General features: G+C 38.9%; 18 protein-coding genes. 1 reads left to right on the forward strand and 17 read right to left on the reverse strand.

The window, feature by feature from the left end:
- From B3297_RS06865 to B3297_RS06940, 16 genes are all read right to left on the reverse strand, one after another.
- Positions 1-672 carry a hypothetical protein gene (locus B3297_RS06865; RefSeq protein WP_286778633.1) on the reverse strand — a complete coding sequence of 224 codons (672 nt, stop codon included), beginning with the start codon at positions 670-672 and terminating at the stop codon, positions 1-3.
- Complete coding sequence (locus B3297_RS06870) at positions 669-1,325, reverse strand: hypothetical protein (protein ID WP_286778634.1); 657 nt, start codon at positions 1,323-1,325, stop codon at positions 669-671. Before B3297_RS06870 ends, B3297_RS06865 begins: the two co-directional genes overlap by 4 nt.
- Positions 1,326-1,329: 4 nt before the next feature.
- Positions 1,330-1,992 carry a hypothetical protein gene (locus tag B3297_RS06875; protein ID WP_286778635.1) on the reverse strand — a complete coding sequence of 221 codons (663 nt, stop codon included), beginning with the start codon at positions 1,990-1,992 and terminating at the stop codon, positions 1,330-1,332.
- Entirely contained in the window at positions 1,985-4,471 is a 2,487-nt protein-coding gene (locus tag B3297_RS06880) for a TraG family conjugative transposon ATPase (protein ID WP_286778636.1), read from the reverse strand. The genes B3297_RS06875 and B3297_RS06880 overlap by 8 nt, the downstream gene beginning before the upstream one ends.
- Positions 4,455-4,754, reverse strand: a complete 300-nt coding sequence (locus B3297_RS06885) for a DUF4133 domain-containing protein (RefSeq protein WP_088162661.1) — start codon at positions 4,752-4,754, stop codon at positions 4,455-4,457. Before B3297_RS06885 ends, B3297_RS06880 begins: the two co-directional genes overlap by 17 nt.
- Positions 4,751-5,056, reverse strand: coding sequence for a DUF4134 domain-containing protein (locus tag B3297_RS06890; protein ID WP_286778637.1), 306 nt, complete (start codon positions 5,054-5,056; stop codon positions 4,751-4,753). The genes B3297_RS06885 and B3297_RS06890 overlap by 4 nt, the downstream gene beginning before the upstream one ends.
- A 45-nt stretch (positions 5,057-5,101) precedes the next feature.
- On the reverse strand, positions 5,102-5,410 hold the full coding sequence (locus B3297_RS06895; protein ID WP_286778638.1) for a DUF4134 family protein: 309 nt from the start codon (positions 5,408-5,410) through the stop codon (positions 5,102-5,104).
- A 6-nt stretch (positions 5,411-5,416) separates the two neighbouring features.
- Positions 5,417-5,737 carry a hypothetical protein gene (locus tag B3297_RS06900; RefSeq protein WP_286778639.1) on the reverse strand — a complete coding sequence of 107 codons (321 nt, stop codon included), beginning with the start codon at positions 5,735-5,737 and terminating at the stop codon, positions 5,417-5,419.
- Positions 5,734-6,063, reverse strand: coding sequence for a hypothetical protein (locus B3297_RS06905; RefSeq protein WP_286778640.1), 330 nt, complete (start codon positions 6,061-6,063; stop codon positions 5,734-5,736). The genes B3297_RS06900 and B3297_RS06905 overlap by 4 nt, the downstream gene beginning before the upstream one ends.
- Before the next feature lie 5 nt (positions 6,064-6,068).
- A complete protein-coding gene (locus tag B3297_RS06910) occupies positions 6,069-6,695 on the reverse strand; it encodes a ParA family protein (protein WP_286778641.1) in 627 nt (208 codons plus the stop codon).
- 30 nt (positions 6,696-6,725) lie between these two features.
- On the reverse strand, positions 6,726-7,898 hold the full coding sequence (locus B3297_RS06915; RefSeq protein ID WP_204990821.1) for a relaxase/mobilization nuclease domain-containing protein: 1,173 nt from the start codon (positions 7,896-7,898) through the stop codon (positions 6,726-6,728).
- Complete coding sequence (locus tag B3297_RS06920; protein WP_286778642.1) at positions 7,895-8,305, reverse strand: plasmid mobilization protein; 411 nt, start codon at positions 8,303-8,305, stop codon at positions 7,895-7,897. The genes B3297_RS06915 and B3297_RS06920 overlap by 4 nt, the downstream gene beginning before the upstream one ends.
- A gap of 736 nt (positions 8,306-9,041) precedes the next feature.
- Positions 9,042-9,977 (reverse strand): toprim domain-containing protein, encoded by a 936-nt coding sequence (locus B3297_RS06925; protein ID WP_286778643.1) that lies wholly within the window; start codon positions 9,975-9,977, stop codon positions 9,042-9,044.
- Between the two features lie 13 nt (positions 9,978-9,990).
- Entirely contained in the window at positions 9,991-10,854 is an 864-nt protein-coding gene (locus tag B3297_RS06930; protein ID WP_286778644.1) for a hypothetical protein, read from the reverse strand.
- 14 nt (positions 10,855-10,868) lie between these two features.
- Complete coding sequence (locus tag B3297_RS06935) at positions 10,869-11,144, reverse strand: hypothetical protein (protein WP_286778645.1); 276 nt, start codon at positions 11,142-11,144, stop codon at positions 10,869-10,871.
- 249 nt (positions 11,145-11,393) lie between these two features.
- Positions 11,394-11,666, reverse strand: coding sequence for a hypothetical protein (locus tag B3297_RS06940; RefSeq protein ID WP_286778646.1), 273 nt, complete (start codon positions 11,664-11,666; stop codon positions 11,394-11,396).
- Positions 11,667-11,950: 284 nt separating this feature from the next.
- On the opposite strand from B3297_RS06940, the gene B3297_RS06945 reads away from it, so the two are divergent.
- On the forward strand, positions 11,951-12,169 hold the full coding sequence (locus tag B3297_RS06945; RefSeq protein WP_286778647.1) for a hypothetical protein: 219 nt from the start codon (positions 11,951-11,953) through the stop codon (positions 12,167-12,169).
- On the opposite strand, the gene B3297_RS06950 is transcribed toward B3297_RS06945, so the two are convergent.
- Positions 12,164-13,351 carry a hypothetical protein gene (locus tag B3297_RS06950; protein ID WP_286778648.1) on the reverse strand — a complete coding sequence of 396 codons (1,188 nt, stop codon included), beginning with the start codon at positions 13,349-13,351 and terminating at the stop codon, positions 12,164-12,166. The two genes, B3297_RS06945 and B3297_RS06950, sit on opposite strands and share 6 nt — an antisense overlap.
- Between the last annotated feature and the right edge of the window lie 25 nt (positions 13,352-13,376).

Genomic DNA, 13,376 nt, shown 5'->3' on the forward strand with positions numbered 1-13,376 from the left:
TCAATGTTTTACTGCGCCATAGTTCCTTAATATCTCGTTTGCTTTTTGGATGTCCTTATTGACGAAATTTTTAAAAGGATTCACCGTTTTTAGTAATCCATTTATTTTTGTCCAATAAACCGAACGTTCCATACTGAAAAGAAGCGCGCGCATCACCTTTAATTCGATAATGATCTTCCGCAAAAGAAAATCCCGCTTTTCATAATCCATTAAGACATTTTTGCCTTCCCTGAGAATAAAATCAGAAACTTCCGTAGCAAGATTTATTCCCCTTTCTTTTAGTTGCCTAGCTGTTCCTTCCGCTACTAAAAGCAGCCAGGGTTCTTCTTTTGAAATCTCGATAAGGCTATTGGACTGTTTAATAATTTCAGCGGTCAGAGAAGAAACCTGTAACACAGATCTACCGGACTTCAAAGCATTGTTTACTTCCGTTAGGGATCTATGGATCACCTGCTGAACGATTACCAGGGAAGACAGGTTGAGATTGATGTCTTCAACATTTTGATTGATCTGCTTTAGCATACTGTTATGCGCTGATTCGGAAGCCAGTCTGACCGCACCGTTTTCATTTACGATTGCCAGATGTTTGGTATCTGAAATTATTGTCACATAACCTTGCCCATACAAAAAATCAAAACAGAAAATAATCAGTGTTATGAGATAATACTTCATGGTTTCTTTTCTAATTTTCTTAATATATTTTCCACAATTCTCCTGTCGGTGTTTATATATTCCTTAAAGGGATTAAGACCATCCAGTATTTTCTTCCTTGTGGAGTAATAAAGGGTAGATGTCAGTGCCCTGGATGCTCCTTCGATCTGTCGGAGTTCAGTCAGTATATGCGCATAAAGCAAACGGCGATCACTGGTTTTCATCTGGTTGAGATCCCCGATTGTCAAAAACAGGCCGGCAATATATCTTCCCAATTGAACTGACCTATCTACGATTTCCTTTTCGCTATTTAAGGCTAGTGGAATAAATTCAGGATGGTCAGATGCGATACTTATTATTCTGTCCTGATGAGCAATAATCCGTTCAATGATCGGTCCGGATTCGATTCCCATACTCAGTCCCTGTAATGCCGTATGCAGGATACTGAACCTGTTCTGGATCTCCCGGTACCGCTTTTTGAGCTTCGTGGTACCCGAAGTATTTACCTGCTCATTTGCCGTAGCCACTCCCTGGCGGTCACGGGCCTCTTTCTGTCGTTCATACTCATCTTTGCTGTGACCTACCAGCTGGTGCAAAAGTTGTACATTCAGCTGGCAACTTGCAGTTTTGGATAAGCAAAGAATACAGAAACAAAAGATAATTCTCCATTTCATTGCATTACTTCTTTACGAGTCTAGAATTTCTGATAACATCATCCGCGATCTGTTTATCTATATTGATAAATCTAGCATAGGGATTTAAGGAATTGAGGATTCCACGCTGTTTGGCCCAATACATATTTCGGTGCATTCCATACGCAACGCCTCTGAGAATGGTCAATTCTGTTTGTATCCGGTTGAGTAATTTTGCCCGTTCACCGGAGTCCATCAGATTCTCCTTTCCATCTTTGAGCACAAAAGCCCCTACCTCCGTTGCAAGGTTTGTCGCCCTGTTCTTAAATTCCCTTGCACCGGCTTCGGCAAAAAGTAAAAGCACAGGATTCCCCTTTGCAAGTACCATTGCTTTTTCGACATCCTCAATAATATCGACGGTAATTCCAGCAATCTCTTTTATGCTCAGCAGTGATCTGACCACAGAAGAGACCTCGGAGAGTCCTTTATAAATTTTATCCTGTAGATCATTGACGATCTGTAACTGTCCGGTAACAGCAAGCTGACCCCGCTGGATCAGTGTCAGGTTATCGTTGACATGATCCAATTGCCTATTCATCATCGAGGCATGTGCTCCCGTTGCCGCTGCGACTGCCGGATCGGTATAGATCTGTGCTTTTACAGACAAGCTTGGCAATAAGATCAGCAAAATCATAATTATTCTAATCATTGGCCATAAGATTTAAAGTTTGAATTCCCTTTCTGTTAACTTCCCCAACAAAATCGTTCAGGGCTTTGCCAGAATATTCCAGATCTTTGACGAATGCGGTAAGGCCATCTTTGTAATTTCCAAAATGGTCCGCATAGATTTTTACGGCACTTTTTTCGGGTTTTTCGGTGGTAAACGCGAGATACTGAAATAAGGATACCTCCACGCCATACACTTCCCCTACTGTCCCCCTTCGGATGTAGACTTCTTTAAAACGTGACCTGTCCTCTTTATTCTGTAATTTGTTTATGGTAAAGATCTTGCGTCTTTCTACATCGGTAATGGACAGCAGTTTTGCTATTTCATCATAATTGGACTGGAATTTAGACTGGTCGAGTAAACAAATTGTATCCGAATTTGCCAAAATACTGTCTTTGACTATTGGATTGCCCAAAATATCGCCTAATTCTTGCGTAACGACCACGATTTCACCATAAAATTTTCTTACCGTTTTATACAGGTAAACAATGTAACCCGCCATTAATGGGCTTGCAATGGCCTTCCATGCTTCTTCGATCACCAGGGCTTTACGCTGGAATGTCCGATGTCTCATTTTCTGTAGGAATAGATCCATAATGACCAGCGTAACGATTGGAAAAAGGGTCTTGTTCTCTTTCAGATTGTCGATTTCGAACACCACAAACCTCTCTTCAAAAAGAGAGGAATCAGCGCTTTTATTGAGAACGGTACCAAATTCCTGTCCGGAAAAGAATTTCTTCAATACATACCTGTATTCATCCAGATCAAACTTTAAGAATTCATCGTCCATTATATCCTTGATCTTGTCAACGGAATACACATAAAAAGAGTCGAAATTTAATTCGTCAGGACGATGGGGGTTTTGCGGACCGGGATCGAGGTAAAAATATTCGTAATAATAGGAGGATATAACGTTTGATAAAAGTGTATCCTCTACCTGGGACAGTTTTCCGTCGGCTCCCTTCCAGAGCAGCGCTACCAGAGTTTTTAAGAAATCCTTTTTTTCTAGGTTAAACTCTTCCTGAGTCAGGGCAAAAGGATTCATGGATATCGGGTTTTCCTCAGTATAGGTAAGGTAAGTTCCTCCTAGAAAAGTACAGAGCCCCTGATAGGAATCGCCGGTATCGACGATGACAATATCCATGTTATACCTATAATACTGTTCCAGAAGCGCATTCATGAAGAAAGATTTTCCGGTACCACTAGGCCCCAGCGCAAATTTCGAACGGTTGGAAATACGGTTTGTACTCAGGTCAGCAGGATCAAATGCAAGTGGTATCCCCTGTCGGTCCGTAAACCGGATCAGAAAATCCGTTTTTTCATCGCAGGGCAGTGATTCCTTAAAGAAATAACAGAGCGTCGCATCTACCGGAGTCAAAAACAAGTCATAAACCTGTAGTTCCACGGCATTGCCGGGTAATGAAGACCTGAATAATTCGAACTGGTTGTAAGCATTTCTGCTGGGAATAATCCCCTGCTGAAATAGGGACGATTCAATAAAATTCGATGTCCTTTCCAGCAGTTCAGAATCGCAGCCGATCAAAATGGAAAAGTGTGTATTAACGAGCAACTGATTGTCTTTCGCCACATCGGCCAATAAATTATCAATATCTTCAACATAGAGCTGATTGGCCGGATCGGGCATATTGGAATGCCTCTTCCTTTTAAGTTCCAGTTTGTTCAGTGTAAACTGCTGAGCTGGAATTTCAATCACCTGATTATAGATCATGACCTTATAATCTGGCACCCTGTGCAGAAAAAATAAATTGTCAACAGGAAAATTCATCAAGCCGTTTGTTTCATTCCGTATCGCATACGCACTGATCGTATCCGGCAATTCAACAATATCCGTATCTATGAGACTAATGCATCTGATGGATCTTTTCCCCAGATTTATCTGATTGTCCTGACACTGATAATTATCCAATACTGTTTCCGTACCCTTAAAATCAAATGAAAGTATCCTGTAAAAAAGACGATTGATTTCTGCTTTTCCAAGAACCCTTGGATGAAGCCCCGCAGCATTCAATACCTCAATTACTTTACCAAGATCCCTTATAAACTTATGGAGCATCTTCTCATCGAAAGTATAGAATGTGCCTTTCTTTACCTGTTTGGTAAAGGTGATGTAGCTTCTGATTTCGGTAAATTCCCGACCGCTAAAATGTTCCTGATATTTTTGTTCCAAAAACACTTCCGATGGAACTGGTCGATACTTTCTACGGATAAATACGTCCTGCTTTTGGATTATATGTCCTTCCCCCAAAAGTTTGACCACACTGGAGAGTGCATGGTGATAGACGGAATACTTGGTTTCATCGGCATCATACTGGATGACCGGATTGGTAATACCAAGGATAATTGAATAGTCCCCCTTATCCCCAAAGAGGATCGGGAAGCCCATAAATTCATCAATGCCCGCAAAAGGTAGATTAAAGGCATGCTTACTTTGCTTTTTCATTTCTGAACAGTGTTTTGGAAGGATGGATAATAATTCCGTTGTGACGGGTTTTGTCGAATAGCCCCTTTTTCTGCTTACTGATCGTATACACCATTCCCAGGGTCATGAATACGAGGATGCCCAGACAGCCAAGTATCATGTTGGTAAATGCACCAATAAGACCTCCGCAAAGCATGCCGCCCATGATGGATATGACAGCGTAATAGATAAATTTCCCTTTAAAACCCCTGTAAATAAGGGGCTTTTGGAGCCCCTTATAAAATTGATAGTTTTTCTGGATCATACGCCAAAAAATGCCTTGATGACCACACTGACCAGAATGAGAAATAGACAGGAACCGCCCCACGACATCAGTTCTTTCGAGATATCCTGGTCACCGCTGTTCCATTTGATATAGACCCTGATTCCCCCTATCAGCCCGACGACAGCACCGATACTCAGTATCAATGTCGATATGGGATCGACATAGGTATTTAACGACGATGTGGCGGCGTCAATACCAACTGTTCCTCCTTGGGCGAAGGAACGTTCCGCAAAAAGGTAGATTGCGGCCAAAACAAGTAACTTGCTTGCTTTTACTCTCATAAGAAATAGGAATTAAAAAAGTGAATGGAAAAAAAGATTGGCGTTTTAGCTGATTCCATAGAGTGCTTTTAGGGATACACTCAGTAGGGAAAGAAAAAGACAGGAGAGAAACCAGGCCATGACCTGGGCATCAATATGATGATCTTTTCCGCTCTGCCAGTTGTAGAAGATCCGAACCCCTCCTATCAGTCCACAGATAGCCCCAAGGACCAGGGCGAAGTCTGAAAAATTAAAATACCAGCCCCTGATCTCGGAGCTGACCTGCCTGAATTCGGACAGGCCCGGCTGGGCGACAAGGTTGTGGACAAAAAAAAAGACGGCAATTGCCGTCCATATCGTTTTCTTTTTGTTCATTATTGATTAATAAGCAATTGCCTTTGTGAATTCGATCAGGTCATTTTGAGCAAGGGAGAACAATTCCTTGATGGATACGCCACCAGAACTTTCTATCGGGCCACTTGTGATCGCACCGGCATTTTCGAAGCTGTCGTCCAGAATATCTTCATCCGGTAGGTTCACCTTCGTGGAGGAATGAAATTCAGGAAATGAGATTTCACCTTGCCTGACGTTTTTAGGTTCATTACCCGATTTATTATTGCGATAAAAATCATACATAAGGTTCAGTCCATAGTATCCAAGGTAAAGCGTAGAGAGATAGAGTGTAAATTGAATCCAGTTCATAGTTCGAGATTTTTTAGGGTTTCTTTGATATGATTTGAAATTTGGGGATGTTTTTGGAGGAAGTATTGAAGGGAATAGGAAATGATCTTGTTCATGTCAATTCCCTGGGTAACCTTGAGCTGTTTGAGGAGAAATAAGGTTTTATCGTCGAGCCTGATCAGCAGTTTTTCTTTTCCGACCAGCCTGTGGGCACGTATTTCCTCGACGATAGGATCTAATGCGTTTTTTGGGACAGGTTTCTTTTTAGGGACTGTCTTGCCTGTCCCTTCATTATTATCTTTCCGAATGGTTTCCCTCAGTTCATCCGCTAATGTTTTAATATTCATGGGCATTAGTCACTTTTAAGAAAATGGTCATAGATATGGGAAAGCACCGGATAAGATACCGGACGGATCGTTTCGGGTGTATGTACTGTTGAGACTCTTTGAAAATCTATCCTGTCCGAAATTTCCGAAAGGACTGTTCCAAAATTCCGCAGAACATTCTGTACCTGTTCCTTGGTTTCGTATTTTACATTTGTCTTAATCCTGTTGGGGATAAAAAGAACCTCTGCACGTCTGTTCAGTTTTTTGACGACCATTGAAAATAGCACTGTTGAATCGACTGAAAATTCGTCATACGCAAATGGGCAGATAATGAGATCGGCGGAAGTGAAGATCGGAAGAAGACCATCATCATCCATTTTTCCGGGAAGATCAATTAAAATGATGTCCTTTGGAGATTTTAGAAGTCTCTTCTTCATTAATGGGAAGTCATCAAGTGCGGCGGGAATAATTTCATAAAACGGGTCATTTTCCAAAATTTTAGCTTTCTGCGATTTTGCAAATAGGGATTGTTGATAATCCATATCAAGAATGGTCAGGGCCTGGCGTTTCTCAATTGCCAAAAAATTGGCAAGCAGAAGCACAAGGGTACTTTTACCGCAGCCCCCCTTCTGGTTTCCAATAAGTACAAGCATAATGTTAGAGTTTGGTCAATAATGTTTTTGCTAACGCGTATTGGTGTGGGATTTTCTTTTACGTCTCCGGTTTCTGCCATGAATGGCTTCATCATCGACGTCATCCCGAATGTCGATCTGGAAATCAGGTACCGGAAAACTGCCATTTTCCGGTATGTCATCGAGAACGATTGAATTTTCAGTACTAGATGATTTATTAGCTGGCGGATTAAACCCATATCGTGCGGAATCTTCAGACCTGGCAGGTTCCAACGTTTTATCGCTATTATTTGCGGAGATAAATTCTGAAAGTGGCATCAGGTCGCCACCTTTATAGATGTTCCTACACGCATGGTCAATTACAGTATAACCATAAGGAGGTTTTCCCGGTTTTCCATGAAAAAGGATCTGGATGCCGAATTTTGATTTGAACAGTTCTGCCAGATCGGAAGTGTAACCAACATCAATAGTTCTTTCTCCACCCGGGTTTTCCCGATACAAATTTCTCACGGATGGATCATGTGCCAATTTATAGCGGTGGAAAATTGCTCGTATTTGGGATAATCTATCAAGGTCTTTCTGAAACTGCCCGATTTTACTGTCAATGACATCCAGCGATACTTCACCAACATTCTTACCGAATTTGGAAACCTGGTACTTTCCAGCGTTAAGCGTAATGCTGTAGCCCTGATTTTCCAAAATCATCATAAACTGTGCCCGTGTGGAAAAGCTGTATTGGAGGGTATTTTGTATGGATTTCAAAGCTTCTATTTTTTCGTCGTTTCCCATCACCCGGTTAAGGACCTCATAGGAACGAAGTTTCTCATAGCTATCGCTGATTTTTTTCCCGTCCCTGCCGACACGTGTTGAGACGATATGAATATGATTATTTTTTGTATCCTTGTGAAATATCAGCAAATAGGGTTGATTTTCATATCCCATTCCTTTTAACCACTTCTCCGCAATTTCTGTTAATTCTTCTTTACTATGGCTGCGGCCTTTACATGAAATCGCAACATGAAATTGTGGGTTCTTTATTTTTTTGCTCGCACTGGTCTGTAGTTCCAGATAGTTGATATAATCAGATGGGCGCAAGCTGGTCATGGCTCCAAGCGCACCGAAATTGGCTGCTTTTACCAGTTCACCTTTATCCTGCTGAATCTTGTCTGTATTATAGCGAACACCGCCAAAACTTTTAGCGGAGGATAATATTTTAACAATCATCGCTGCCCTTTGATTAACCGCATTAGATTTCTGAATTCCTGTTCAATCTGTCGCTGATATTTAATATAATCAGCTATGAGAGATGGAAATCGGGATAGTTCGCCGGGTTCCAGTTTACCCTGTAGCTTCAATGTATTGATGTGGCGGGCGAGTTGGTTGATATTATTTCCTGATCTTCCCAGTTCCGAGCCCAGTGTATCGAGCATCTGGAGTATGGTTTTAGAATCGACCAATGTCCTGGATGAACGGTTTAAAACCCTATTCCTTACAATTTCTGACCGATTTATACCAAGCGATTTTTCAAGGGCTAGGAACTGTGCCTTCTCGTTTTCCGTCAGGCGCAGTTCAAACCGGAAGACTCTATTATTTTTTTGTGTTTCAGTTTTGAGTGGTTTGTTTCTTCCCATATATCGGTTCTTTTAAATACTGACTGCCGCAATGCCCTGAAAATCTCATAGGCTAACTGGAGAAATTTAGCATTCCGTAACTCCTACTGCTTACCTATTCCCGTGAATAGGCTGCAGTGTTTTTTTAACATAGTGTTTGGATTAGATTTAGGAAAAGTGCCCCTAGAACAAGGGGGCAAGATTTAGAAAAGAGAAAAATGGAGTTGCGACATTTTTCCTTCCCTGGTCCTTGTCAACCTAAAAGGGTGATAAGATTCAGGGCAAGTTCGTTTTTGTGGGTACAAGGTCAGCAGAGCGAAATTTGTACGTACAAAGACACAACTTGCCTAAAACAAAACAAGAAAAGATGTAGCTGGCTTGTCAACGGCGAAAGCCTTTCAGAGGATCAAGCGGATCAAATTTTAATTAGGGTTTTAGGAATATAATCGGAATAATTACCGAACATGGCTGATCCCTAATACTCGTGATATTCCGTTATTCTTTAATCCGATTTCCGTTGTACACATAGATCAATGCGTAAATAGCCAGATAAGGAAAAATCCAGCTATTTGTATATATTGCCATATACATATCGAGTAATAAACATTAATCTATTGCAATATATCCATTTAATGGAATAGATATTTCTATATTGATATGTCTAGAAAGTTGTATTTACTCAATACGATATAGCTGTAAAAATAGGCATCCAGATAATTGGATATATAGAAATATAATTATTTGTAAATACCGATAATTATCTATTTTTATGGATATGGATATTCTTCAATGAGTCCATTAACATTTCGTTGTAATCCTTATAACCGGAATAAACATTCGCTCGGTCATTCGCGTAAGGGTAAAACTCTTTTATCGTTGAAGTACATTGTTTCCCAACTACATCATTATCCAGATAAAGATCTATCTTATTGAATTCACACATACGCTCCATAGCACGTTTGACTAAAGAAACCGAGTTAAGCACGATAACGGTAGGTGGAAACTCAGTTTTACCTAATCTCAGCCAGCTTAAATAATCAAAAAAGCCTTCAAATATGGCTAGATGATCTGTTCTGCCCCGTATAATTGAAATATCTTTATTTCCGATACTAGCTTTAAATCCATTTGGGCTGGATATTTCCCAATTTTCTTTTTCATTCTTCCAACCTATTGCATAAAATAACTTCGTAGTATCGGGATAGAGTTTATTGCTATAGTAAACTTCCCATAGAAGCCCGTTAGAGACAGAGTTAACCCCTCGTTCCTGTAAATACCTAGAAAGAACATAATTTCTACCCAATTTCTGACTGTGTGAAAATTCTAGGATATTTTCTGTTTCCCTATTGGGGGCCTTACTTGACTCAAAGACTGGAATTTCGGCTTTTTCAAAATTGTCAAAAGTGTGATGGATTTTTTGTAAAATTTCAAAATAAGAATGTTTCGGCCAATAAGCCATCGCAAGCTGTACAATCCCGCCACCATGAATTCCAGTATGATTGGCGCCACCATGATCCATCCATTTCCCTCCTTCGTCCCATACTGTTAGAGATGGTGTGTTTTTACCGGTTTCCCGGAGCATACTATGGTAAAAAAATTCCCTGCCAGATTTTTTGACAGGGAAGTATCCCAATCGGCCTAGGAAATCCACAATGGATAACCCTTCGACAGTTTTTCGGTCGATATAATTTGTCATTAAAGAGATTGATTTAAAGCGGAAGAAAAATGCAATTAGGTAGACTACTCTGTACTGCTATTTCAGTTTCTTTATAACCTTCCCGTTTCCAATCAAAATAAAATTTAACGTTATCATATTTACTGGCCCTTTTAATGGCGGCAGAAACAAATTGAGGAGAGTTAAGTACTAAAATCGAAGAGTAAAGTGAATACAATTGATCTCTATGTTTTAGGTAGTCGGTAAACTCCTGAAAGATGGCAATATTTCTCGTAGAGGCTTCAAAAAATGTCATTCCCTTAGGTCCGATACAGGACTTGAAATTTTTGGCGTATACTTCCCAGCCTCCATTCTCATTCGGCCATCCCGCTGCACAAAAATCTCTGCGTTTACCTTTTTCGTCCTTAACATAATAATGAACTTCGACCAAATTTGAATCTGCAATTTCCCATAATTCGGCATCCTGAAGAAATGTGGACACTTCATTAGTGAGACCAAGCTTCCGTATACTTGCCACCTGATAATAAGGCAATTTAATTGGCTTTCTTTTCCTCTTTTTCTTATCGTTTACCGGAAACATGTAATGATATTCCTTGAAAGATGAAAAAGAATTTAATTTTTCTCGTACTCCATCGAGGTTGAGATTAGGCCAATAATATTTAGCGAAATCCAGTATACCTCCCCCCTTTCCTATGGATTTATCAAACCACACATCCAATGCATGGTCTAACCTAAAACTGTTTGGTTTTAAATTATTGGAAGTAAATATATTTGAGTAAAAACTCTCCTTATCATTTGAAACAACTGGTTTAAATCCTAGATGGTTCAATAATGATTTGATGGAGATAAATTCTTGCTTTGAAGATGATACATCAGATAGTATTCTATTTGTTGTCATAATACGTTGATATTTTAAAAGAAACTCATCGCGGATTTAGCCTTGTAGATGATTTCTATTTCGATTCTGTCTATTCGCCAGGCCGCTGAGTGATTTCCATCTTTACGAGGAGTAATCAATCCATGACTGATCCATTGTTCTACGTTATTCCGTCCAAAACGCCGAAAAGCTTCTGATTTTTTCAGGTATGGTTTAATCGTCCCAACTTTTGCTAATGCTTTGAGCGCGCCAAGTTCCGAAGCATCAGATAGTAGTTTCTGTAATTGATAAGATGTAATGGTAATATTCATTTAGGTAATGAATAGTGTATTAAAAATTGTTATTACATAAAGTATTTATTCAATCAAAATTTAATATTTTAAATGGTCGGGACTACTCACGTCAATCTCTACAGATCGGGCTATTGCCTGCCTATGTGCTCTCGAGAGACTTTTTCCAAATGAAAAAACTCTCTCTTCACATAATTTCCTTTTTTATCAGGATAATGCTTCATCCCCAAATGTCAAAGAACAAGAATTGCTGCCTCACGGCAAGCTGAGTTATCTTTCTGCCACTTGCAGATAGGTAATGCGGTTGCTTGAATCAGAAATAGATTCCAATTCTTCTGGGTCAAATAAAATTTGAGAAGATTGATGCGATAAGGGGACTAGGATACCTTCAAGGATCCATCTATCAATGTTGCTACGGCCGTACTGCCTATATGCTTGAGATTTGTTAATTGATTTAGGCATAGAGCCAGTAATTGATAATGCTCTAGATACACCTTCCTCTGTTGCTTGCCTCATTAAAAAAAACAGTTCCATTGTTTTCATAATTCCCATGGGTTTATTGCCCCATTGGTTGCAAAGCAAGAAAAATGAGGTAGGCATAAACAGTGAAAGGGGGTGAAAAGAACCCTTTCACCCCCTTTCAAAAAAAAAGCTTGAGTGGCATTAAATGCATATTTCCATAAATTTCATTACTTAGATATTCATATGAAAAATATGAGAATGAGGAAATTTAATCAATAATGAATAGCGATATACATAGATTTTTTATATTTATAATGGATATCAATATTAGTTAGCAATGGCTAATTTTGCTTTAATTTAGAACTATGAATACGCCAAAAATTGACCTATCTTCTCTAAATATTGAACAGGATTTTCTCGACCGATCAACTATTTTAGGTATGAATACCTTAGAAGATATCATGAATGTTAATCTACCAGAATTACGAAAAGACAAGAACTTCAATTACATATGGTATTCTGATCTTCTTTTGCTATTGGAAAGAGCAGGTTTATTGGATGAATTTGAAAAAAGGAAATTATGAATCTTTGTAGTTGGAAGTATTATAATGCTCGTTCAACCAGTTCACCATACCGATTAACTGACTTTTCATTTTTTTCGCCGTTGCAAATTCTACGTCTGTCGACTTTTTTTGTAGGCTTTCGGCAGAAATAAAACTAGCGTGAGGGGTCCTGAAATGTTTAGCATAATAACTAAAAGTCTTTCCGACATCCTCACGTGGAATAATCCCCTGTTCCATAAATAATCTTATAATAAGCCCCATTTGTGGAACTGAAAGATTTATCAAAGCTTTTTCATTATCCTGCCATAGTTTCGAATCTAATATTTCATTTCTCCGCAATTCCATTCTTTCCTTCAGGCTTTCCTTTTTTTCTTTGTAAAAACTTTTTAACTGTTGTCTAATAGATTCATCTTCCACCGTAAGCCTCAGGAAGCGCTTTTGTGGTATAGTATTCAATCTGTCTTCCAACGAAATAAGCACCTCCATTTGGGTATGTAAGCTTACATTTTCGGCTGTTTGAGAAAGGCAATTTTTAGCACAGTAATTAAAAAACTTTGGGGAATTAAAGTCATATTGAATCAGCAAATTTTCAATCTTTTGTGTATCAAGATTCTCGATATTTAAAAGTTCCTGTAAAATCAACATCAAATAATTGATCTCACCTCTCTTAATTTCCTTCTTTTCTATTACATTGCGAAGTGTTCCTAAAACAAGTTTGGAAAGATCATGATTGATACATGAGTTATGTATTTTTGATTTCAATAATGCTAGGTCTTTTTTAAACAGATCCTTTCCTACAAAAGAAGAGTATTTAGTTAAGGGTAGATCTCTAAGCAATTTTTCATTTAAGCGCTCACAGTCATTTAATAATGAATCTATAATTGACAGCATTTCGATATAAATCTTTCTTATATAGCTATATCTTTCTATAGGGACATTGGTTTTCGTAATATTTTTAAGGTTTCCATATATCTTATTAGCGGTTAAAATTAACTGTGAAAGGGCTATCTTCGCTTTTTTAGCGGAAGCCCCCATTATTTCTGTAAAGCTCGAAAGAAAATAAATCATATTAGCTTTTAGAAACCCTAAAAAATCTGTCAAAGTTATACTTAAATGATTTGAAAATTGCGTTGTACAAAATATCTCTTCAATTTTGTACAACCATTTACTAGTGGACCAATTAGAATACCCTGTCTTGTTCAAAACAACTCACTTAAAAAAAGTCTCA

It is taken from the genome of Sphingobacterium sp. UBA3519, from assembly GCF_002377215.1.
In the GTDB taxonomy this organism is placed as follows: domain Bacteria; phylum Bacteroidota; class Bacteroidia; order Sphingobacteriales; family Sphingobacteriaceae; genus Sphingobacterium; species Sphingobacterium multivorum.

Excerpts from the sequence above, each read along its gene's own strand:
- B3297_RS06865 (WP_286778633.1), bottom strand. The coding sequence starts at position 672 with ATGAAGTATTATCTCATAACACTGATTATTTTCTGTTTTGATTTTTTG.
- B3297_RS06930 (WP_286778644.1), bottom strand. The coding sequence starts at position 10,854 with ATGACAACAAATAGAATACTATCTGATGTATCATCTTCAAAGCAAGAA.
- B3297_RS06895 (WP_286778638.1), bottom strand. The coding sequence starts at position 5,410 with ATGAACAAAAAGAAAACGATATGGACGGCAATTGCCGTCTTTTTTTTT.
- B3297_RS06935 (WP_286778645.1), bottom strand. The coding sequence starts at position 11,144 with ATGAATATTACCATTACATCTTATCAATTACAGAAACTACTATCTGAT.
- B3297_RS06900 (WP_286778639.1), bottom strand. The coding sequence starts at position 5,737 with ATGAACTGGATTCAATTTACACTCTATCTCTCTACGCTTTACCTTGGA.
- B3297_RS06905 (WP_286778640.1), bottom strand. The coding sequence starts at position 6,063 with ATGAATATTAAAACATTAGCGGATGAACTGAGGGAAACCATTCGGAAA.
- B3297_RS06890 (WP_286778637.1), bottom strand. The coding sequence starts at position 5,056 with ATGAGAGTAAAAGCAAGCAAGTTACTTGTTTTGGCCGCAATCTACCTT.
- B3297_RS06910 (WP_286778641.1), bottom strand. The coding sequence starts at position 6,695 with ATGCTTGTACTTATTGGAAACCAGAAGGGGGGCTGCGGTAAAAGTACC.
- B3297_RS06940 (WP_286778646.1), bottom strand. The coding sequence starts at position 11,666 with ATGAAAACAATGGAACTGTTTTTTTTAATGAGGCAAGCAACAGAGGAA.
- B3297_RS06885 (WP_088162661.1), bottom strand. The coding sequence starts at position 4,754 with ATGATCCAGAAAAACTATCAATTTTATAAGGGGCTCCAAAAGCCCCTT.
- B3297_RS06870 (WP_286778634.1), bottom strand. The coding sequence starts at position 1,325 with ATGAAATGGAGAATTATCTTTTGTTTCTGTATTCTTTGCTTATCCAAA.
- B3297_RS06880 (WP_286778636.1), bottom strand. The coding sequence starts at position 4,471 with ATGAAAAAGCAAAGTAAGCATGCCTTTAATCTACCTTTTGCGGGCATT.
- B3297_RS06920 (WP_286778642.1), bottom strand. The coding sequence starts at position 8,305 with ATGGGAAGAAACAAACCACTCAAAACTGAAACACAAAAAAATAATAGA.
- B3297_RS06945 (WP_286778647.1), top strand. The coding sequence starts at position 11,951 with ATGAATACGCCAAAAATTGACCTATCTTCTCTAAATATTGAACAGGAT.
- B3297_RS06915 (WP_204990821.1), bottom strand. The coding sequence starts at position 7,898 with ATGATTGTTAAAATATTATCCTCCGCTAAAAGTTTTGGCGGTGTTCGC.
- B3297_RS06875 (WP_286778635.1), bottom strand. The coding sequence starts at position 1,992 with ATGATTAGAATAATTATGATTTTGCTGATCTTATTGCCAAGCTTGTCT.
- B3297_RS06925 (WP_286778643.1), bottom strand. The coding sequence starts at position 9,977 with ATGACAAATTATATCGACCGAAAAACTGTCGAAGGGTTATCCATTGTG.